The following is a 20,107-nucleotide window of genomic DNA, read 5'->3' on the forward strand; positions in this document are numbered from 1 at the left end:
CCGAACCCTTGTAGTTATTCGGCCTAACGGGTGTTTTCCGGGTGGTCCCACGCCGTCGAGCCTTGATGGAAACGCTGGCTGAAGCGCGAGGAATTGAATATCCGGCGCGCCCAGCCGATCGGTAGCAACACCACAGCGAACATCAACAACGAAAGCAACCTGAGCATGGCCTTGTCTCCTGAATAAAAAGTGAGTGAGCGATCAGTCCAGCGGGATCTCGTTGCGCCAGTCGACCTCTTCGACGAACTCCGGCTGGGTCGTGCGCTCGAGAATGAAGCTGCCCAGCACCAGCACATCCATCTCGGTGCGCATGAAGCAGGCGTAGGCTTCTTCCGGCTTGCACACGATCGGCTCGCCGCGCACGTTGAACGAGGTGTTGACCAGCACCGAGCAGCCGGTGCGTTTCTTGAAACTGCGCAGCAGATGGGTGAACGGCGCATTGTTTTCTTCGGTCACCGTCTGCACCCGCGCCGACAGGTCGACGTGGGTCACCGCCGGCAACTGCGAACGGATTGAGTTGATGCTGCCCAGGCCACGCTCGGGGCCGCCGGGCTGCAACGACTCGGCGGTCTTGATCGAATCGGTGACCTGGGAAACCATCAACATGTACGGGCTCTTCTCGCAGATGTCGAAGTAGATCTGGGCGTCCTCGTCCAGCACCGCCGGGGCAAAGGGCCGGAAGGATTCGCGGTACTTGATCTTCAGGTTCATGGTGCGCTGCATCTCGGGATTGCGTGGATCGCCGAGGATCGAGCGCGCGCCCAGGGCTCGCGGGCCGAACTCCATGCGCCCCTGGAACCAGCCGACCACGGCGCCGTCGGCCAGGTGCCGCGCAGTTTCGTCATACAGCTCGGCCCCCTCGAAGCGCTGGTACGGATACTGGTTGGCGTCGAGGAACGCCTGGATCTCTTCATCGCCAAAGCCCGGCCCCAACAGGCTGCCGCTCATGGCGTCGAGCTTCTTGCTGCCCAGGTGCGGACGCCCGGTGCGTTTGACCGAATAGTCCATGGCCGCCCCCAGGGCACAACCGGCGTCGCCGGCCGCGGGCTGAATCCAGATCGCGTCGAAACGTCCGGAACGGCTGAGCACACCGTTGGCCACACAGTTGAGCGCCACGCCACCGGCCAGGCACAGGTTGCGGTAACCGGTCTGCCGCACGGCCGCGGTGGCCAGCCCCAGCACCACTTCCTCGGTCACCTGCTGCACCGAGGCTGCCAGGTCGCATTCGCGCTGGGTGATCGGGCTCTCCGGCTTGCGCACCGGGCCGCCGAACAGTTCCTCGAACGCCTCGCCGACCATGCGCTCGCCACGCAGGTACTCGAAGTACTTCATGTTCAGGGTGAAGGAGCCGTCGGCGCGGATGTTGATCAGTTCCTTGCGGATCTTGTCGGCATAGATCGGCCGGCCATAAGGCGCCAGGCCCATGAGTTTGTACTCGCCGGAGTCGACCTTGAAGCCGCAGTAATAGGTGAACGCCGAGTAGAACAGGCCGACCGAGTGCGGATAGGAAATCGAGTTCATCAGGTCGAGCTTGGAACCGTCGCCCTTCCAGATCGTGGTCGAATGCCATTCGCCGATGCCGTCGATGCACAGCACCGCCGCCTGTTCGAACGGCGACGGGAAAAACGCCGCCGCGGCATGGGAACGGTGGTGCTGCGAAGCGATGGTGAGCGGTCCGGTACCACGTCCCAGTTCCTCGAGTTTCTCGTCGATGAACTTGAGTACATTGAGCTTCCAGCGGATCCATTCCGGCATGGTGCTGATGAAGGTGCGCGCGCCGCTGATGCCGCCACTGGCGAAGGAGGAAATCATCCGCGAGAACTTTTCCTGCGGGTCTTCGTAGTAGACCACGGCGGTCAGCTCATCGAGGCCGATCCCCTCGGCGTCCAGGCAGTACTTGATGGCATTGGCCGGAAACGCCGCGTCGTGCCGCACCCGCGTGAAGCGCTCTTCCTGGGCCGCAGCCACCGGCACCCCGTCCTTCACCAGCGCCGCGGCGCTGTCGTGATAGAACGCCGAAATCCCTAATACGTAAGTAGCCATTTAAACGCTCATCCTCATAGCTTCATGCCAATCCATGGAAATTCCCTGTGTCTGTGCACAGTCCGTCATCCGTGCAACCAACTTGAGACCGGCAGGCTTTTTAATGCCGGAATCAACGACACCACCAACAACACACTCATTGAAATGTTGAACAGCCGGAGCCGGTTCGGCTCGCTGAGAAAGCGCCGCAAATAACGTCCGAACAGCACCCAGACCATCGAGCAGGGCGAGCCGAAGAGAAAGAAGATCAAGGCGATCAGCAGGATCTGCGCACTGTAGGAACCGACCGGCGTGGTGTAGGCCAGGACCGCGCCCACCGCCATGATCCAGGCCTTGGGGTTGACCCACTGGAACAGCGCCGCGCCGGTGAAGCCCAGCGGGCGCCCGCCCTGGTCGTCGAGATCGACCGTGGGCGCCGTGGCGATCCGGTAGGCCAGATACAGCATGTACAGGGCACCGATCACCTGCAGGATGTCATGCAGGCTGGGATAACGATGGAACACCGCGCCGGCGCCGAGCCCCACCGCGATCAGCATCAGTGGAAAGCCGATGTTGATGCCCGCGACGTGGCGCAGGGTGCGGCTGATGCCGAAGTTGACCCCGGAGGACATCAGCATCACGTTGTTCGGCCCCGGCGTCACGCAGGTGGAAATCGCGAACAGGATGACGGCGTAGTAGTCCAGATTCTGCATGCCCCAGGCTCCGCTCAACGATAGTCTTCAAGGGTGCCGCGGCGACGAATGTCGACCGACACGCAATGGAAGCCGCCACTGAGGCTGCGGGCATGGCGCATTTTCAGCGGCGCCACATCGATACCGTGTTTCTCCAGGGCGCGAATCAGCGGCACTTGCTGGTCGTTGATCACCGCCAGCGCCGGGTTGACCATGATGAAGTTCATGCCCTGCCAGATCGACGCGCGCGGGTAGGACCAGCAATAGCCGGTGTCGACCATTTCCGGCGCCCAGATGATGTCCCAGTTCTTGAACAGCGCCGGCACCTGGTCCTTGCGGATCCGCTCCGGACACAGCACCACCAGCCCCGGGCGGACCACGGTGATGGTGGTGTCCAGGTGCGTGCCGTCGTACACGCCGCTCACCGGGTGCACCCGGTAACGATCGCCCAGCACCCGCTGCAGCCACTGGCAACCCAGTTCGTTACCGCTGCGCGAAACCAGATAGAGGATGTCCTCGCCGACGCGGATCACGTTGGCGGCGTCGAAGATCGGCTCGTCATTGGCAATGATCGAGCCGTTCTTGGGGTTGATTCGGTAGGTGCTGTCCAGCAGCTGCGGCTTGGGCGCGGAAATCCAGTTGGAGCCGCTGGCAAAGTATTCGGCCAGGTGCCGGCGATAGGCGAACGGTTCCAGGTAGCGGCTGCGCAGCGCCATCGGCGCCTCGATGATGGTCTGGCCGATGGGTAGCAGCACATCCCGCGGGCAGTAGTTGTATTCGCCGTCGGTTTTCCAGGCGCAAGTGCCGAATACCGCGCGATGGTCAGTGACGTCCGGGCGCCGCACTATGACCCCGTGGGAACGCAGGAAGGCGGCAAAGGCGTCCAGGTCCTCGCTGGCTTCCTCGATCACCTGCTGCGGATAGGGGCCGGATGGAATGTCCTCGATGTAGTCATGCTGCTCGCTGTAATCCAGGGCGAACAGGCCGCGGTCGGGTCGCGGCACCTGCGCGCCCTGGGCGACGCCGACGATCATTTCTTCCAGCGGATCCCACTCGTTGTGCACGTTGACCAGAGACATGGACACTCCTTGATGTTCAGGCCGTTACGCCAACCGGCGCGGCAGGGACAATAGGTTCATGGTGAAACAGCGCCTGATCCTCGCCCCGCGTCTTGCTCCGGGGCAGCACCGCGCCCGCGGAGCCGATGCCCAGGCGCTGCAACCAGGACGTCAAGCGGTCCGGCTGCGGTGCCAGGGACTCGTAGCCGACGCGGACCCGCAGCCAGTGTTCTGCCAGTTCCGCCGGCTTCGTCGCGGCGACCTGGCGCATGTAGGCGTCGATGGCGTCCACCGCCCAGGCCGAATGCCCGGTGGTGACGTTATCGATGGTGTTGTGCAGGTCGACGAACGCCGTGCTGAAGCCGTAGTGCCGGAGGAAGCGCCGGGCCGAACGGTAGCTGCCGCCCACCCCCGACAGTTCCATCGCCAGGTTCATGCCGAGGATTTCCGGCATGAAGGTCACCGGCAGCTTGCCCAGGCACAGCCAGTAGACCGGCAAGCGGAACGAGGCCTCGCGCAGCCGCTCATCCTCGGCGAACTCGCGGGCACCGGTAGGCGCCAGCTCCAGCCCCATCTGGCGCAGGCCGTCGCGGTAGATTTTCGGATGGTTCAACGCATAGGAGCCGTTGCCCAGTTCGTCCCAGTAAGTCTGGAACAACGCGTAACCGACATGGGACGAGGCCAGCGTCAGGTCGGTGAAACCCTGCAGCCAGGCGCCGTCGATCAGGGTCAGCGGTGCCAGTTGCAGGGTGGAATCGACGATTTCTTCGCGCGACGGCATGGCCGCCGGGTCACTTTCTTCGAACTCCTGACCGTGGCGGTCGTGCTTGTCCAGTAGCCATTCGCGCAATACGCCGACATTCCAGGACTCGGGCAAGGTGCGTTCGGAGTTTTGCAGCGAGCGGCGCGACTGCTCCAGCCAACGTGTCACATAAGCCTGGGCAAAAGCCTGGGTGCGAGGCGCCAGCGCCCTGCCCTGCAAGACGAAATAGGCCTCGCGCAGGCTCTTGGGCCACTGGCCCTGCTCCTGAATGCCCTCGCCCAGCACCTGTGGAACCACTGCATTGCAAGGGCTTGGCGTTGGTACTTGGGCAGCTTCTGCGCGCTGGATCGGGCCGGACAGGCCATCGATCCATTTGCGGATGACGCTCAGGTCGGCCTCGCTGAAGATCCGGAACATGCGCCCGTTCGGCGCGACCAGTGTATTGACCAGCAGACTCTTCTCGGCGTTGCCCGGCACGATCAGGCGGCTGCGCGAAAGCATCTCCAGCAGCGGCACCGGGTCGACCTGGGCCTCACGCAGCCACTGCGCCAGGCTGCGGCCTTCCATCTTGTAATCCTGGTGATAGACCGCGCCGGCCCGGGCCATGCGCTGGATCATCTTGCCCATCAGGCGCTCGGGCGATACCGCCGCCCGACAGTGCACCAGCAGCCGCTCGTTGAACGTCTTCAGGGCCGCGAACAACCACTGGGCGCCCGCCTCCAGTTGCAGGCGGCGAATGTTGCCCTGATTGGCGACCTGCTCGCAGACCCACAGGGAGATCTCCAGCGCCGAGCTGTCGCCCGCGCTTTCATCCAGTTGGTTCAGGTCGAGTCGGCGGACATCCAGCTGCTGCGCGTCCAGCACCGCCCACCAGGGGCTCAGCCCCAAGGCACGCCAGGCATAGTCGATGCCGCACAGGGTGTCGCCAAAGGCATCGCTGCGGCGGTTCACCGCTTGCAGCAATGCCGGTAATTCGAACAGTTCGTCGGGCAGGTCGGGGAGCGTGGAAAGCTCGAACGGCGAAACCGCATAAGCGGTCAGCCCCGCCTGCACCAACAGCGATTTGAAGTGATCGGCGCGCGATGCCAGGGGCCGCCCGACGCCGACGTCGTGGGCCAGCAGCTCCATGAGCCTGAGCTGCGCGCTGTCCTCGAAAACCCCGGGGGCGCTCATGCCTTGCAGCCAGCAACCCAGCACCGAGGCCAATGGCGCCGAGTGCACCAGCAGGGCCTCGGCGAATTCCCGTTGGTTGCCCAGCTCCGCGGCCTGGCTGGCCAGTTCGCGGTAAACCCGGGCCTGCTCGTCACGCCAGTGCTCGATCTGCACCCGCACCCCGGACAGACCTTCCGCACCGGTTTCCCCCGGTGCGGCCAGGCCCATCAGACGCCGAATACTGACATCCCCCAGAAAGCTCTCGGGGTTGCTGACTGATCGATAAAACTGGCGCCACATACTGTTTACTTCCCTTCCAGGTTGGAGACCAAGGCAATCCATTGCCGGCCCTCAGTCATCGGCAAGCAATGACATCGGGTGTCGAGATCAGAACATCGGGTAGATCGAAGAGTCCGGCTTCTTCTTTTTCTTCTTGCCGAAGAGGCGTTGGAACAAGCTCTTGATGTAACTCATGGCAGACTCCTTTAAAGAACATCGAGGATGATTTTCGAGACGAAATCATTCCCCTGGTCGGTGAAGTGAATACGGTCGACGAACAACCACTGTTCAGGCCGCAGGGCCTCGGACAGCAGCGGCGTAATGTTCACGAAACGCACGCCCATTTTCTGGGCGCCCTCGCGCAGGCGGGCGGCATAGGCCTCGCAGACGCTGGGTTGCAGGATGTCGCCATAGACCTCGCTGAAACTGCCAGCGCGATCCAGCTCGGCGAACAGCTGTTCTTCCTCGTCGCAGCCCTTTTCCCGGACCCAGCCGGCCAGCGGCTGCAGAATGAAGGTCAGCTTGGCACCCATGTCGGCCGCCAGCGCGCGCCAGGTATCCAGGTGACGCAGGGTCAGGTCGGCGGCGTAGTCGATCTGCTCTTCCATGGTCGGTGGCGGCTCGGGCGTCGGCTCTTCCTGCTCCTTGCCGAGCAAGGCGCGGAACATGCCGCGCTTGGGCGCCTGAGACTCCGGACGCATGGCGTCGAAGAATTGGTTGCAGTTGAAGAAAGCGCCGTGTTCGCCACGGCTGCTTTGTGGCTGGCGGGCCAGCCCCAGGTTGTTGAACCCGGAAAACAGCACGATTTCGTCGACCTTGGGCAGCAAATGACGGTAAAGGGTGAAGAGCGTCAGTTCCTGGGTCGAGTTGAAGCTGCGTCCGCCGAAGTTGATCCAGGGCTTGCTGTCCGGATCGTTCTCGGCCAGGCGCGAAGGCAATGTCCAGGCATCCGAACTGGCACCGATGCCAAACACGGTCGAGCTACCGGCCAGCACCCGCACGCTCTTGGCGTGGCGGCTGTTGGCCACTGAATACTGTATGCCCAGCAGTTCCGAATAGCGGAAGCCCGAGGTATCTGTATTGACCACCTCCGAACGGTGGTCGGTAGGATGGAAATACATCAAATAAGGCAGCCAGCGAACCTCACCACCGTCGGTGAACTTCTGCTCGTACTCAGCCATCTGTGGAGTCAGTTTGATCCTTGCCGTCATTACCCTGCTCTTCCTTGAGAAGTCATCGTCTAAAGTAGCCTGAGGGGGAAGCCCGTTATACGTTGCCCGGGGGGACTCTGAATTGCGTCGCAACTGTATTTAAGAACAACCAGTACAGTGCGATGCGGGCCATCTTCCCAAAGGCAACCACTGTCTTATAGGTACACGCCGGATGATTTTTCTCAGTACAGATTGCTTTTTCGCCTCTAAAAATTTTCAAAAAAAGTGGAATCTGTAACTTTTTATACGACAGATGAGTCGCTACAGTCCCCCGCATGACTCGATACCTGAATCTCGCCGAATACATCAGCAGCCGCATTGAGCAGGGGTTATACGGGCCGGGGGAGCGTTTGCCTTCGGTGCGGGCCCTGAGCCTCGAGCACGGCGTCAGCCTCACCACCGTGCAACAGGCCTATCGGGTTCTGGAAAGCTCGGGACTGGCTATCCCCAAGCCCAAGTCGGGCTATTTCGTCCCGGCCGGCCGGCGTTTGCCGGAGTTACCGAAGATGGGACGGCCGTCGTTGCGACCTGTGGATATCTCCCAGTGGGACCTGGTGCAGGACCTGATGCGCCAGGAGCAGAACGCCAATGCCATTCAACTGGGCTGCGGCATGCCCGACACCACGGCGCCGACCCTCAAGCCGCTGCTGACCGCCCTGGCGCGAATCAGCCGGCGCAGCGACAGCCCGAGCCTGCAATACAACCACCTGCAAGGTGTGCTGAGCCTGCGCGAGCAGATTGCCCGCCTCGGCGTCGACTCCGGTTGCCGCCTGACGCCCGCGGAAATCGTCGTCACCAGCGGCTGCCAGGAAGCCCTGTCCATCGCCATCCGCGCCCTGTGCGAACCCGGCGACATCGTGGCCATCGCTTCCCCCTGCTTTCACGGCATCATCCAGTTGCTCAAGGCCGCCGGCCTCAAGGCCCTGGAGATTCCCACCGACCCGGTCACCGGCATCAGCCTGGAAGCCATGGAAATGGCCCTGGAACAGTGGCCGATCAAGGCCATCCAGCTCACGCCCAATTGCAACAACCCGCTGGGCTACATCATGCCGGACGATCGCAAGCGCGCGATGATCCGCCTGGCCCAGCGCTACGACGTGCCGATCATCGAAGACGATATCTATGGCGACCTGGCGTTCCGCTACCCGCGGCCGCGCACCCTGAAGTCATTCGACGACGACGGGCGCGTGCTGCTGTGCAGTTCGTTCTCGAAAACCCTGGCGCCGGGCCTGAGGATCGGCTGGATCGCCCCGGGGCGTTACCTGCCGCAAGTGCTGCACATGAAATACGTCGGCTCCGGCACCACCGCGACCCAGCCGCAGCTGGCGGTGGCCGAATTCATTGCCAAGGGTCATTACCTGCCGCACCTGCGACGGATGCGCAAACAGTACCAACGCCATCGCGACCTGATGACCGAGTGGGTCAGCCGCTACCTGCCGGAAGGCACCCGGGTCAGCAAACCCCAGGGCGGGTTCACTTTGTGGGTGGAGTTGCCGGACGAGTTCGACACCTACACCCTGAACCGGCTGCTGGAAGCCGAGGACATCCAGATCGCCAACGGCAATATCTTTTCCGCGGCCGGCAAGTACCGCAATTGCCTCAGGCTGAACTTTGCCGGCGTGCCCAACCGCAAGATCGAACAGGCGATCAACAAGATCGGCCTGGCGGTCGCGCAACTGCTCCCTGCCTGACAGACCCTCGCCCTCGCCCCTCGTCCTGCAGCGGCGAGGGCCTTCAACGAATCAGGCCCTGGCCGCGCGCCACAGCTTGCCACCCAGCGACACCACGACCAGTACCGCGGCGCCGGCGATGATGCCGGCCACGGCATTGAGCAGCGTCGGCATGATCAGCGAAAACCCGCCAACCACCTCGGCCGTGTGCGCCGTGACAGTCTCGATCCAGTGATGCGCCGCCGGCACGCCGTGGGTCAGGATGCCGCCGCCGACCATGAACATGGCCGCGGTGCCGATCACCGAGAGGCTTTTCATCATGTAGGGCGCTGCGCGCAGGATCGCGCCGCCGATGCTTTTTGCGACCTGGCCCGGCTTCTGCGTCAGCCACAGGCCGAGGTCGTCGAGCTTGACGATGCCGCCCACCAGGCCATACACGCCGACGGTCATGACGATGGCGATGCCCGAAAGCACCACCACCTGCTGCATCAACGGCGCGTCGGCGACGGTGCCCAGGGTAATGGCGATGATCTCGGCCGAGAGAATGAAGTCGGTGCGGATCGCGCCCTTGATCTTGGTCTTCTCGAAGGCCACCAGATCGGTGGCCGGGTCCGCCACGGCTTCGATCAGTTGCTGGTGCTCGGCCTGATCCTCGGCCTTGCTGTGGAGAAACTTGTGGGCGAGCTTTTCAAAGCCCTCGAAGCACAGGTAGGCACCGCCGAGCATCAGCAGCGGTATCACCAGCCAGGGCGCGAAGGCACTGATGGCCAGCGCCGCGGGCACCAGGATCAGCTTGTTCAGGAACGAGCCCTTGGCCACCGCCCAGACCACCGGCAATTCGCGCTCGGCGCGCACCCCGGAAACCTGCTGGGCATTGAGCGCGAGGTCGTCCCCCAGCACCCCGGCGGTCTTCTTCGCCGCCATCTTGGTCATCAGCGCCACGTCGTCGAGTACCGTGGCAATATCGTCGATCAGCACCAGCAAACTGCTTCCGGCCATGGATCAGGGTTCCTTGAGGTCATAAATGTTGCGAAGCATAGCGCGCAACGAGGGCCGGCGGGGCATTCTTGAGCCTCGCGCAAGGCCGGTGCTACCATGCGCAACCGCCCGAACAGGCAAGGAATCACCTGGTTTATGAGCACCATCCGCGAGCGCAACAAAGAACTGATCCTGCGTGCCGCCAGTGAAGAGTTTGCCGACAAAGGCTTCGCTGCGACCAAAACCAGCGACATCGCGGCCAAGGCGGGGCTGCCCAAACCCAACGTCTACTACTACTTCAAATCCAAGGAAAACCTCTACCGCGAGGTCCTGGAAAGCATCATCGAGCCGATCCTCCAGGCTTCGACCCCGTTCAACGCCGACGGCATGCCCAGCGAAGTACTGAGCGGCTACATCCGCTCGAAGATCCGCATCTCCCGCGACCTGCCCTTCGCCTCCAAGGTGTTCGCCAGCGAGATCATGCACGGTGCCCCACACCTGAGCCCGGACCAGGTCGAGCAGCTCAACGCCCAGGCCAAGCACAACATCGATTGCATCCAGACCTGGATCGATCGTGGCCAGATCGCACCCATCGACCCGCACCACCTGATGTTCAGCATCTGGGCCGCGACCCAGACCTACGCCGACTTCGACTGGCAGATCTCGGTGGTGACCGGCAAGGCCAAGCTGGACGAGTCCGATTACGAAGCCGCCGCCCAGACCATCATCCGCCTGGTGCTCAAGGGCTGCGAAACGGACCAGTAAGCCAGCCCCTGTAGCCGCTGCCGCAGGCTGCGATAAGGCCGAAGGTCTTCAGCGATCTTCAGATTTTGCGCACCCGTGGTGTGCGATCGCAGCCTGCGGTAGCGGTAGCGGCAGCAGCTACACGGCTACAGATCAGGCACTCACACCCGCATCCGCCCGCAAGCCCTGCGCCTCGATGGCGCTGATCGCACATTGCTCGTCGATGTCCGAGGTGTCGCCACTGATGCCGATCGCACCCACCACCACCCCCTGCTGATCACGAATCAACACCCCACCCGGCGCCGGCACCACGCTGCCCTGCCCCAGGCTATTGAGCGCGGCGATAAAGGCCGGCCGCTGCTGCGCATCCAGCGCCAGCAGGCGCGAGCCCTTGCCCAGGGCGATCGCGCCCCAGGCCTTGCCGATGGCGATCTGTGGCCGTAGCAGGCTGGCCCCGTCTTCGCGCTGCAAGGTCACCAGATGCCCGCCGGCATCGAGCACCGCAATGGTCAAGGGTGCCGCGCCGATCTCACGGCCAAAGGCCAGGGCCTTGCCGGCCAGGCTGACTGCAACGTTCAAGGTTAAAGCGCTCATGGGTGCCGTCCTTATTTTGTTATTGGGAAAAATTGGGGTGTTCCGATAAGAAGATCGATATAACAAATAGAACACAACAAACCTTGTTTTTGTATACAATAATTTTCGCAAATCCCTGCTTCCGACGAAAAGCTGCCTGTTTATCGGCACCGGACGAACGCATCCAAGCGCGAGAGAAAATGGATTGACCTGCAACACTCGCCATGAATACACTCAGCGCAAAGCCACTTGTATACAATTACAAAACGTAAGAGGCACAAAACTATGAGCAAAATGAGAGCAATCGAAGCCGCCGTTCTGGTGATGCGCCGTGAAGGGGTCGATACCGCTTTCGGCATCCCGGGTGCCGCCATCAACCCGCTGTACTCCGCCCTGCAAAAGGTCGGCGGCATCGATCACGTCCTCGCTCGCCACGTTGAAGGCGCCTCGCACATGGCCGAGGGTTACACCCGTACCAAAGCCGGCAACATCGGCGTGTGCATCGGCACCTCCGGCCCTGCCGGCACCGACATGGTCACCGGCCTGTACAGCGCCTCGGCCGACTCGATCCCGATTCTCTGCATCACCGGCCAGGCCCCGCGGGCCCGCCTGCACAAGGAAGACTTCCAGGCCGTCGACATCACCAGCATCGTCAAGCCGGTGACCAAGTGGGCGACCACCGTCCTGGAACCGGGCCAGGTGCCCTACGCCTTCCAGAAAGCCTTCTATGAAATGCGCTCCGGCCGCCCCGGCCCGGTGCTGATCGACCTGCCGTTCGACGTGCAAATGGCCGAGATCGAATTCGACATCGACGCCTACCAGCCGCTGCCGCTAGCCAAGCCTTCGGCGAGCCGGGTCCAGGTCGAAAAGGCCCTGGCCCTGCTGGATCAGGCCGAGCGGCCGTTGCTGGTTGCCGGTGGCGGCATCATCAATGCCGATGCCAGCGAACTGCTGGTGGAATTCGCCGAACTGACCGGTATCCCGGTCATCCCGACCCTGATGGGCTGGGGCAGCATCCCCGACGATCACCCGCAGATGGTCGGCATGGTCGGCCTGCAGACGTCCCACCGCTACGGCAACGCCACCCTGCTCAAGTCGGATGTGGTCCTGGGCATCGGCAACCGCTGGGCCAACCGCCACACCGGCTCGGTGGACGTCTACACCGAGGGCCGTAAATTCATCCACGTGGACATCGAGCCGACCCAGATCGGCCGGGTATTCACCCCGGACCTGGGCATCGTCTCCGACGCCAGCTCGGCGCTGACCGTGTTCATCGAAGTCGCTCGCGAATGGCAGGCCGCCGGCAAGCTGAAGAACCGCAGCGCCTGGCTGCAGGATTGCCAGCAGCGCAAGTCGAGCCTGCAGCGCAAGACCCACTTCGACAACGTGCCGGTCAAGCCGCAGCGGGTGTATGAAGAGATGAACCAGGTGTTCGGCAAGGACACCTGCTATGTCAGCACCATCGGCCTGTCGCAGATTGCCGGCGCGCAGTTCCTGCACGTGTACAAGCCACGCCACTGGATCAACTGCGGCCAGGCCGGCCCGCTGGGCTGGACCATTCCGGCGGCGCTGGGGGTGGTCAAGGCCGACCCGAGCCGCAAGGTGGTGGCGCTGTCGGGCGACTATGACTTCCAGTTCATGATCGAAGAGCTGGCCGTGGGCGCGCAGTTCAAGCTGCCGTACATCCACGTGGTGGTGAACAACTCCTACCTGGGCCTGATCCGCCAGGCGCAGCGCGGCTTCGACATGGACTACTGCGTGCAGCTGTCCTTCGACAACCTCAACGCCCCGGAACTCAACGGCTACGGCGTGGACCACGTCGCGGTCGCCGAGGGCCTGGGCTGCAAGGCGCTGCGGGTATTCGAGCCGGCGGGCATCCAGCCGGCCCTGCGCCAGGCCCAGGAAATGCTCGAGCAATTCAAGGTGCCGGTGATCGTCGAGATCATCCTGGAGCGTGTCACCAACATCTCCATGGGCACCGAGATCAACGCGGTCAACGAATTCGAAGACCTGGCGCTGGTCGGCAACGACGCCCCGACCGCGATTTCCCTGCTCGACTGACACCCCTATGTAGCCGCTGCCGAAGGCTGCGATCGCATCCGCAGGATGCGCAAGATCTCAGGATCCTCGAAGGCCTTCGGCCTTATCGCAGCCTGCGGCAGCGGCTACAGGGATTGATACCTCTACAGGAGACCACCATGCCGCGTTTTGCCGCCAACCTGTCCATGCTGTTCACCGAACAGGACTTCCTCGCCCGCTTCAAGGCCGCCGCCGAGGCCGGCTTCAGTGGTGTCGAATACCTGTTCCCCTATGAATTCAGCTCCGCCGAGATCAAGGCGCAACTCGACGCCCACGGCCTGACCCAGGTGCTGTTCAACCTGCCTGCGGGCGATTGGGTGAAAGGCGAGCGCGGTATCGCCTGCCTGCCGGACCGGGTCGAAGAGTTCCGCGCCGGGGTCGACCTGGCCATCGCCTACGCCCAGGTGCTGGGCAATACCCAGATCAACTGCCTGGCCGGCATCCGCCCACAAGGCGTCGACGATGCCACGGTGGAAAAGACCTTTATCGCCAACCTCAAGTACGCCGCCGAGAAACTCCAGGCCGCGGGCATCAAGCTGGTGATGGAAGCGATCAACACCCGCGACATCCCGGGCTTCTACCTGAACAACACGGCCCAGGCCCTGTCGATTCGCGAGCAGGTCGGCAGCAGCAACCTGTACCTGCAATACGACATCTACCACATGCAAATCATGGAGGGCGACCTGGCCCGGACCCTGTCCGGCCACCTGGACGCGATCAACCATGTCCAGCTGGCGGACAACCCGGGGCGTAACGAACCGGGCACCGGCGAGATCAACTACCACTTCCTGTTCGGGCATCTGGACAAGATCGGCTACCAGGGCTGGGTCGGTTGCGAATACAAGCCGCTGACCACCACCGAAGCCGGCCTGGGCTGGCTCAAGAGCCACAACGCAATCTGATCGCACACCGCGTCATCGTTCATCGCTGTAGGAGCGAGCTTGCTCGCGAAGGTCGTCAACGATGACGCAGGCATCCTGAATGAACACGGCGCCCTGCCATTTTTCGCGAGCAAGCTCGCTCCTACAGAGGGCGTGCTACCTAACAAAAAGAGGATTTTCTCATGGCTAAAATCGGATTCATCGGCACCGGCATCATGGGTCACCCAATGGCCTCCAACCTGCAAAAAGCCGGTCACAGCCTGTTCCTGTCCCAGCACCACGACGCGGCCCCGGCCGACCTGGTCGCCGCCGGCGCGGTCGCCCTGGCCAGCCCCAAGGAAGTGGCCCAGGAAGCTGAATTCATCATCGTCATGGTCCCGGATACCCCGCAAGTCGACGACGTGCTGCTGCGCGCCGACGGCGTGGCCGCGGGCGTCGGCCCGGGCAAGGTGGTGATCGACATGAGTTCGATCTCGCCAACCGCGACCAAGGCCTTCGCCGCCAGGATCAACGAGAAAGGCGCGCAGTACCTGGACGCCCCGGTGTCCGGCGGTGAAGTCGGCGCCAAGGCGGCGACCCTGAGCATCATGGTCGGCGGCGACAGCCAGGCCTTCGAGCGCGCCCTGCCGCTGTTCCAGGCCATGGGCAAGAACATCACCCTGGTCGGCGGCAACGGCGACGGCCAGACCGCCAAGGTGGCGAACCAGATCATCGTCGCCCTGAACATCCAGGCGGTGGCCGAGGCCCTGCTGTTCGCCGCGAAAAACGGCGCCGACCCGGCCAAGGTGCGTGAAGCGCTGATGGGCGGCTTCGCCTCCTCGAAGATCCTCGAGGTGCACGGCGAGCGCATGATCAAGGGCACCTTCGACCCGGGCTTCCGCATCAGCCTGCACCAGAAGGACCTCAACCTGGCCCTGCAAGGCGCCAAGGAGCTGAACATCAACCTGCCCAACACCGCCAACGCCCAGCAAGTGTTCAGCACCTGCGCGGCCATCGGCGGCAGCAACTGGGACCACTCGGCGCTGATCAAGGGCCTGGAACACATGGCGAACTTCTCGATCCGCGACAAGTAAGAGAACGCCAGTAAATCCCCTGTAGCCGCTGCCGAAGGCTGCGATCGACTTGGGCGGCACTCCGACGCAGCAGGCGCGCACTTGCACATCGCAGGAAGGTTCTTCGAACCTTATCGCAGCCTTCGGCAGCGGCTACAGGTTGCGTTACAGCCACACCTCGAATAACAAGAAATCCGGGAGCCCGCCATGCCGGTCGATCCGCAACAATTCCTCCGTGAGCTGTTCGCCACAGCCATCGACGCCGCCCACCCGCAGCACGTCCTCGAAGCCCATTTGCCCAACGACCGCAGCGGCCGGGTGATCGTCATCGGTGCCGGCAAGGCCGCCGCGGCCATGGCCCAGGTGGTCGAACGCTGCTGGTTGGGTGAAGTCAGCGGGCTGGTCGTCACCCGCTACGGCCACGGCGCGCCCTGCGAAAAAATCGAAGTGGTCGAAGCCGCCCATCCGGTGCCCGATGCCGCTGGCCTGGCCGTGGCCAAGCGTGTGCTGGAACTGGTCAGCGACCTGTCGGAACAGGACCGGGTGATCTTTCTCCTGTCCGGCGGCGGTTCCGCCCTGCTGGCCCTGCCCGCCGCGGGCATCAGCCTGGCGGATAAGCAGTCGATCAACAAGGCCCTGCTCAAGTCCGGCGCCAGCATCGGCGAGATGAACTGCGTGCGCAAACACCTCTCGGCGATCAAGGGCGGCCGCCTGGCCAAGGCCTGCTGGCCAGCCACCCTCTACACCTACGCGATTTCCGATGTACCGGGCGACCTGGCCACGGTCATCGCCTCCGGCCCCACCGTGGCCGACCCCAGCACCTCGGCCGAGGCCCTGGCGATCCTCAAGCGTTATGCCATCGAGGTACCGGCGGCGGTGCGCACCTGGCTGCAAAGCCCGGAGTCGGAAACCGTCAAGCCCGGCGACCCGAGCCTGGCCCGCAGTCACTTCCAGCTGATCGCCCGGCCACAGCAATCGCTGGAGGCCGCCGCGGTGAAAGCCCGCCAGGCCGGTTTCAGCCCGCTGATCCTCGGCGACCTGGAAGGCGAGTCCCGCGAGGTGGCCAAGGTCCACGCCGGCATCGCCCGCCAGGTGGTGCTGCACGGCCAGCCGCTGGCGGCGCCCTGCGTGATCCTGTCCGGCGGTGAAACCACGGTCACCGTGCGCGGCAATGGCCGCGGCGGGCGCAATGCCGAGTTCCTCCTGAGCCTCACCGAAAGCCTCAAGGGCCTGCCCGGCGTCTACGCCCTGGCCGGCGACACCGACGGCATCGACGGTTCCGAAGACAATGCCGGCGCCATCATGGCCCCGGACAGCTACGCCCGCGCCGCCGCCCTGGGCCTGAGTGCCAGCGACGAGCTGGACAACAACAACGGCTATGGCTACTTCGCGGCCCTGGACGGGTTGATCGTCACCGAACCGACCCGCACCAACGTCAACGACTTCCGCGCCATCCTGATCCTCGAGAGCCCCAAACATGACGCCTGACAAAAAGGTCAAAATCCTCGCCACCCTCGGCCCGGCCATCGACGGCATCGACGACATCCGCGAGCTGGTGCAAGCCGGGGTGAATATCTTTCGCCTCAACTTCAGCCATGGCGACCACGCCGATCACGCCCAGCGTTACCAGTGGATCCGCGAAGTCGAAAAACAGCTGAACTACCCGCTGGGCATCCTGATGGACCTGCAAGGCCCGAAACTGCGGGTCGGCACGTTCGCCGAAGGCAAGGTCCAGCTGCATCGCGGCCAGGCCCTGCGCCTGGACCTGGACAGCACCCCGGGCGACCAGCGCCGGGTCAACCTGCCCCACCCGGAAATCCTCAAAGCCCTGGAGCCGGGCATGGACCTGCTGCTGGACGATGGCAAGCTGCGTCTGCGGGTCACCGCCAAACACGCCGACGCCATCGATACCACGGTACTCAACGGCGGCGAGCTGTCGGACCGCAAGGGCGTCAACGTCCCGCAGGCGGTGCTCGACCTCAGCCCGCTGACCGCCAAGGACCGCCGCGACCTGGACTTCGGCCTGGAACTGGGGGTGGACTGGGTCGCCCTGTCGTTCGTGCAGCGCCCCGAGGACATTCATGAAGCCCGCGCGCTAATCGGCGACAAGGCGTTCCTGATGGCCAAGATCGAGAAACCCTCGGCAGTCACTCAACTGCGCGAGATCGCCGAACTGAGCGACGCGATCATGGTGGCCCGTGGCGACCTCGGGGTGGAGGTGCCGGCCGAAAGCGTGCCGCAGATCCAGAAGAACATCATCGGCACCTGCCGCCAGCTGGGTAAGCCGGTGGTGGTGGCCACGCAGATGCTCGAATCCATGCGCTTCTCCCCCGCCCCGACCCGGGCCGAGGTCACGGACGTGGCCAACGCGGTGGCCGAAGGCGCCGACGCGGTGATGCTCTCGGCGGAAACCGCCTCCGGCGAATACCCGCTGGAGGCGGTACAGATGATGAGCAAGATCATCCGCCAGGTGGAAAGCGGCCCGGACTACCAGACCCAGCTCGACGTCAGCCGGCCCCAGGCCGAAGCCACGGTGTCCGATGCCATCAGCTGCGCGATCCGCCGCATCAGCAGCATCCTGCCGGTGGCGGTGCTGGTGAACTACAGCGAGTCCGGCAGCTCCAGCCTGCGCGCGGCCCGGGAACGGCCGACGGTGCCGATCCTCAACCTGACGCCGAACCTGTCCACCGCGCGTCGCCTGACGGTGGCCTGGGGCGTGCACTCGGTGGTCAACGACCGCCTGCGCCAGGTCGACGAGGTCTGCTCCACCGCCCTGGAAATCGCCCAGGCGCAAGGCATGGCCAAACGCGGCGACACCCTGTTGATCACCGCAGGCGTGCCATTCGGCCAACCGGGCTCGACCAACTCGCTGCGCATCGAAACCCTGATCTGAGCCCTGTAGCCGCTGCCGAGCCTGCGAGGCTGCGATCGAAGTGGGCGGCACTCCGACGCAGTCCTCGCCAGGCCCGAGCACTGGACTTGCCTGGAACACGGCATTGCCTGATTGACGGCCGCTACGCGCCCGATCGCAGCCTCGCAGGCTCGGCAGCGGCTACAGGAGTCAACTTTCCATGCCTTCAGAACACTTCAACGCCCACTGTCCCGACTGGGCCACCGCCCTGCTCAACGGCTTCAGCCAGATCTTCCTCCAGCGCCATCCGCTGTGCGGCCTGCTGTGCATGCTGGCCATCCTCCTGAGCGCTCCGGCGCTGCTCGGCGGTGCGCTGCTGGGCGGCGTGGCCGGGCTGCTCACCGCGCAGCGCCGAGGCTATGCCAAGGCCGACCGGCAAGCCGGGCTATTCAGCTACAACGGGGTCCTGCTCGGCCTGCTCCTGAGCCTGCGCTTCGACTGGTCGGTGCTGCTGCCACCGCTGATCATCGCCTGCGGCGGCCTCAGTGCGATCCTCACCCAGCAATGGCTCAAACGCGCCCGCGATCAATATTGTCTACCGGCCTACACCGCGCCCTTCGTCGGCCTCGGCTGGTTGCTGCTGGGCCTGGCCGCACCGCTGCCCGCCAGCGTCGACGCGCCCTGGGTCGAGCCCGATGCGCTGGCGCTGTTGCAGGCACTGATCCAGGGGCTCGGCCAGGTGATGTTCCTCGAACATCCGCTGGCCGGGGTGCTGATTGCCCTGGGGTTGCTGCTGGCTGATCGCCGGGCGGCCGCCTGGGCGCTGTTCGGCTCGGCGGCGGGCCTGGGCTTCGCCCTGCTGCAACAGGAACCTACCGGCGCCCTGCTGGGCCTTGGCGGCTACAACAGCGCCCTGGTGGCCCTGGCCCTGAGCCAGGACCGCCGCCGGTCCTGGCTGGCGCTGCCGGGTATGCTCCTGGCGCTGCTGCTCACCCCGGGCTTCGCCGCGCTGGGCCTGCCCGCTCTGACCGCACCCTTTATCCTCGCCTGCTGGCTGGTCCGCGCCGCGCTGCGGGTAGTGCGCCAGGCCGCCGTGGACAGCACGCCTTGCGCTACCGGGGCCAATCCCCCTAGGCTTCGCTGACCTTCCATTCAGGCGAACAGCATGGACAGCAACACGGACAACAACCGGCACTGGCGCGAGCGTCTCTACGTCATGATTTTCCAGACCGACACCGTGGCCGGTCGACGCTTCGACAGCACCCTGTTGCTGATCATCCTCGCCAGCCTGGTGATCGTGATCCTCGACAGCATCGACGAGGTGCATCAGAACTACGCCAATGTGCTGGCCTATATCGAATGGGGTTTTACCCTGATCTTCGCCATCGAATACGGCCTGCGCCTGTACTGCTCGCCCAAGCCGCTGCGCTACGCCTTCAGTTTCTACGGGCTGGTGGACCTGCTGGCCATCGTGCCGGGGATCCTCGCCCTGTATTACAGCGACGCCCAGTACCTGCTGATCATCCGGGTGATCCGCATGCTGCGCATCTTCCGCGTGCTCAAGCTCAGCCCGTATCTCAAGCAGGCCAACTACCTGATGTCGGCGCTGCGCGGCAGCAAGCAGAAAATCATCGTGTTCCTGCTCAGCGTGTCGACCCTGGTCACGGTGTTCGGCACCCTGATGTATGTGGTCGAGGGGCCCGAGCATGGGTTCACCAGTATTCCCAAGGGCATCTACTGGGCCATCGTCACCCTGACCACCGTGGGCTTTGGCGATATCGTGCCGAAGACGCCGCTGGGCCAGGTGATTTCGTCCCTGGTGATGATCACCGGTTACTCGATCATCGCCGTGCCCACCGGGATCTTCACCGCGGAACTGGCCAATGCCCTGCGCGGCGAACAGCTCAGGCACGACTGTCCGGTGTGCAGGAAGAACGACCATGAGCACGGCGCCGCGTTCTGCTCGCGGTGTGGCAATGCGTTGTTCCCGAAAGTGGTCCAGGGAAACTGAATAAGCAAAGCACTTTTTAATCTTTAAAGAGATATACCGCCCCGGCTATAGTCGGCGGCAAATTGCCTTCACTCTCGAATACTTCACTCTC

The 20,107-nt window shown here is 63.9% G+C and carries 17 protein-coding genes; 9 read left to right on the forward strand and 8 right to left on the reverse strand.

The genetic code is table 11. The features are described from left to right. Positions 1-23: 23 nt before the first annotated feature. The 6 genes from NRG23_RS10665 to NRG23_RS10690 form a co-directional block, all read right to left on the reverse strand. Positions 24-167 carry a hypothetical protein gene (locus NRG23_RS10665; RefSeq protein ID WP_007931463.1) on the reverse strand — a complete coding sequence of 48 codons (144 nt, stop codon included), beginning with the start codon at positions 165-167 and terminating at the stop codon, positions 24-26. A gap of 34 nt (positions 168-201) precedes the next feature. Next, positions 202-2,043 carry a carbamoyltransferase gene (locus NRG23_RS10670; protein ID WP_009047755.1) on the reverse strand — a complete coding sequence of 614 codons (1,842 nt, stop codon included), beginning with the start codon at positions 2,041-2,043 and terminating at the stop codon, positions 202-204. A 65-nt stretch (positions 2,044-2,108) separates the two neighbouring features. Beyond that, complete coding sequence (locus NRG23_RS10675; protein ID WP_009047754.1) at positions 2,109-2,735, reverse strand: LysE family translocator; 627 nt, start codon at positions 2,733-2,735, stop codon at positions 2,109-2,111. A gap of 14 nt (positions 2,736-2,749) precedes the next feature. Beyond that, positions 2,750-3,793, reverse strand: a complete 1,044-nt coding sequence (locus tag NRG23_RS10680) for an inosamine-phosphate amidinotransferase (protein WP_016702219.1) — start codon at positions 3,791-3,793, stop codon at positions 2,750-2,752. A gap of 16 nt (positions 3,794-3,809) precedes the next feature. Beyond that, positions 3,810-5,987 carry an iron-containing redox enzyme family protein gene (locus tag NRG23_RS10685; RefSeq protein WP_257374612.1) on the reverse strand — a complete coding sequence of 726 codons (2,178 nt, stop codon included), beginning with the start codon at positions 5,985-5,987 and terminating at the stop codon, positions 3,810-3,812. Positions 5,988-6,172: 185 nt separating this feature from the next. Then, positions 6,173-7,177, reverse strand: a complete 1,005-nt coding sequence (locus NRG23_RS10690) for an inducer of phenazine A (protein WP_009047751.1) — start codon at positions 7,175-7,177, stop codon at positions 6,173-6,175. Between the two features lie 275 nt (positions 7,178-7,452). On the opposite strand from NRG23_RS10690, the gene NRG23_RS10695 reads away from it, so the two are divergent. Next, complete coding sequence (locus NRG23_RS10695; protein WP_009047750.1) at positions 7,453-8,868, forward strand: PLP-dependent aminotransferase family protein; 1,416 nt, start codon at positions 7,453-7,455, stop codon at positions 8,866-8,868. Positions 8,869-8,919: 51 nt separating this feature from the next. Here the strand turns inward: NRG23_RS10695 and NRG23_RS10700 are convergent, their stop codons facing one another. Then, the gene (locus NRG23_RS10700; RefSeq protein WP_016702222.1) at positions 8,920-9,846 is read right to left on the reverse strand and encodes a DUF808 domain-containing protein; all 927 of its coding nucleotides are present in this window, start codon (positions 9,844-9,846) and stop codon (positions 8,920-8,922) included. Positions 9,847-9,981: 135 nt separating this feature from the next. Here NRG23_RS10700 and NRG23_RS10705 point away from each other — a divergent pair, with 135 nt between their 5' ends. After that, a complete protein-coding gene (locus NRG23_RS10705; RefSeq protein ID WP_038631046.1) occupies positions 9,982-10,590 on the forward strand; it encodes a TetR/AcrR family transcriptional regulator in 609 nt (202 codons plus the stop codon). Between the two features lie 132 nt (positions 10,591-10,722). Here the strand turns inward: NRG23_RS10705 and NRG23_RS10710 are convergent, their stop codons facing one another. Then, on the reverse strand, positions 10,723-11,163 hold the full coding sequence (locus NRG23_RS10710) for a heme-binding protein (RefSeq protein ID WP_110176699.1): 441 nt from the start codon (positions 11,161-11,163) through the stop codon (positions 10,723-10,725). Positions 11,164-11,427: 264 nt separating this feature from the next. Between NRG23_RS10710 and gcl the strand changes: the two genes are divergently transcribed. From gcl to NRG23_RS10745, 7 genes are all read left to right on the forward strand, one after another. Next, complete coding sequence (gcl, locus tag NRG23_RS10715; protein WP_028681915.1) at positions 11,428-13,203, forward strand: glyoxylate carboligase; 1,776 nt, start codon at positions 11,428-11,430, stop codon at positions 13,201-13,203. Between the two features lie 137 nt (positions 13,204-13,340). Continuing rightward, positions 13,341-14,123, forward strand: coding sequence for a hydroxypyruvate isomerase (hyi, locus tag NRG23_RS10720; protein WP_016702225.1), 783 nt, complete (start codon positions 13,341-13,343; stop codon positions 14,121-14,123). A 161-nt stretch (positions 14,124-14,284) separates the two neighbouring features. Further along, the gene (locus NRG23_RS10725; RefSeq protein WP_009047744.1) at positions 14,285-15,175 is read left to right on the forward strand and encodes a 2-hydroxy-3-oxopropionate reductase; all 891 of its coding nucleotides are present in this window, start codon (positions 14,285-14,287) and stop codon (positions 15,173-15,175) included. Between the two features lie 186 nt (positions 15,176-15,361). Beyond that, entirely contained in the window at positions 15,362-16,642 is a 1,281-nt protein-coding gene (locus NRG23_RS10730; RefSeq protein WP_028681916.1) for a glycerate kinase, read from the forward strand. Next, entirely contained in the window at positions 16,632-18,047 is a 1,416-nt protein-coding gene (pyk, locus tag NRG23_RS10735; RefSeq protein WP_009047742.1) for a pyruvate kinase, read from the forward strand. Before NRG23_RS10730 ends, pyk begins: the two co-directional genes overlap by 11 nt. 178 nt (positions 18,048-18,225) lie before the next feature. After that, on the forward strand, positions 18,226-19,149 hold the full coding sequence (locus tag NRG23_RS10740) for an urea transporter (RefSeq protein ID WP_110176698.1): 924 nt from the start codon (positions 18,226-18,228) through the stop codon (positions 19,147-19,149). A 21-nt stretch (positions 19,150-19,170) separates the two neighbouring features. After that, positions 19,171-20,016 (forward strand): ion transporter, encoded by an 846-nt coding sequence (locus tag NRG23_RS10745; RefSeq protein WP_009047740.1) that lies wholly within the window; start codon positions 19,171-19,173, stop codon positions 20,014-20,016. Positions 20,017-20,107: the final 91 nt, after the last annotated feature.

Source organism: Pseudomonas sp. T8, assembly GCF_024610635.1.
GTDB classification, from domain to species: domain Bacteria; phylum Pseudomonadota; class Gammaproteobacteria; order Pseudomonadales; family Pseudomonadaceae; genus Aquipseudomonas; species Aquipseudomonas chlororaphis_I.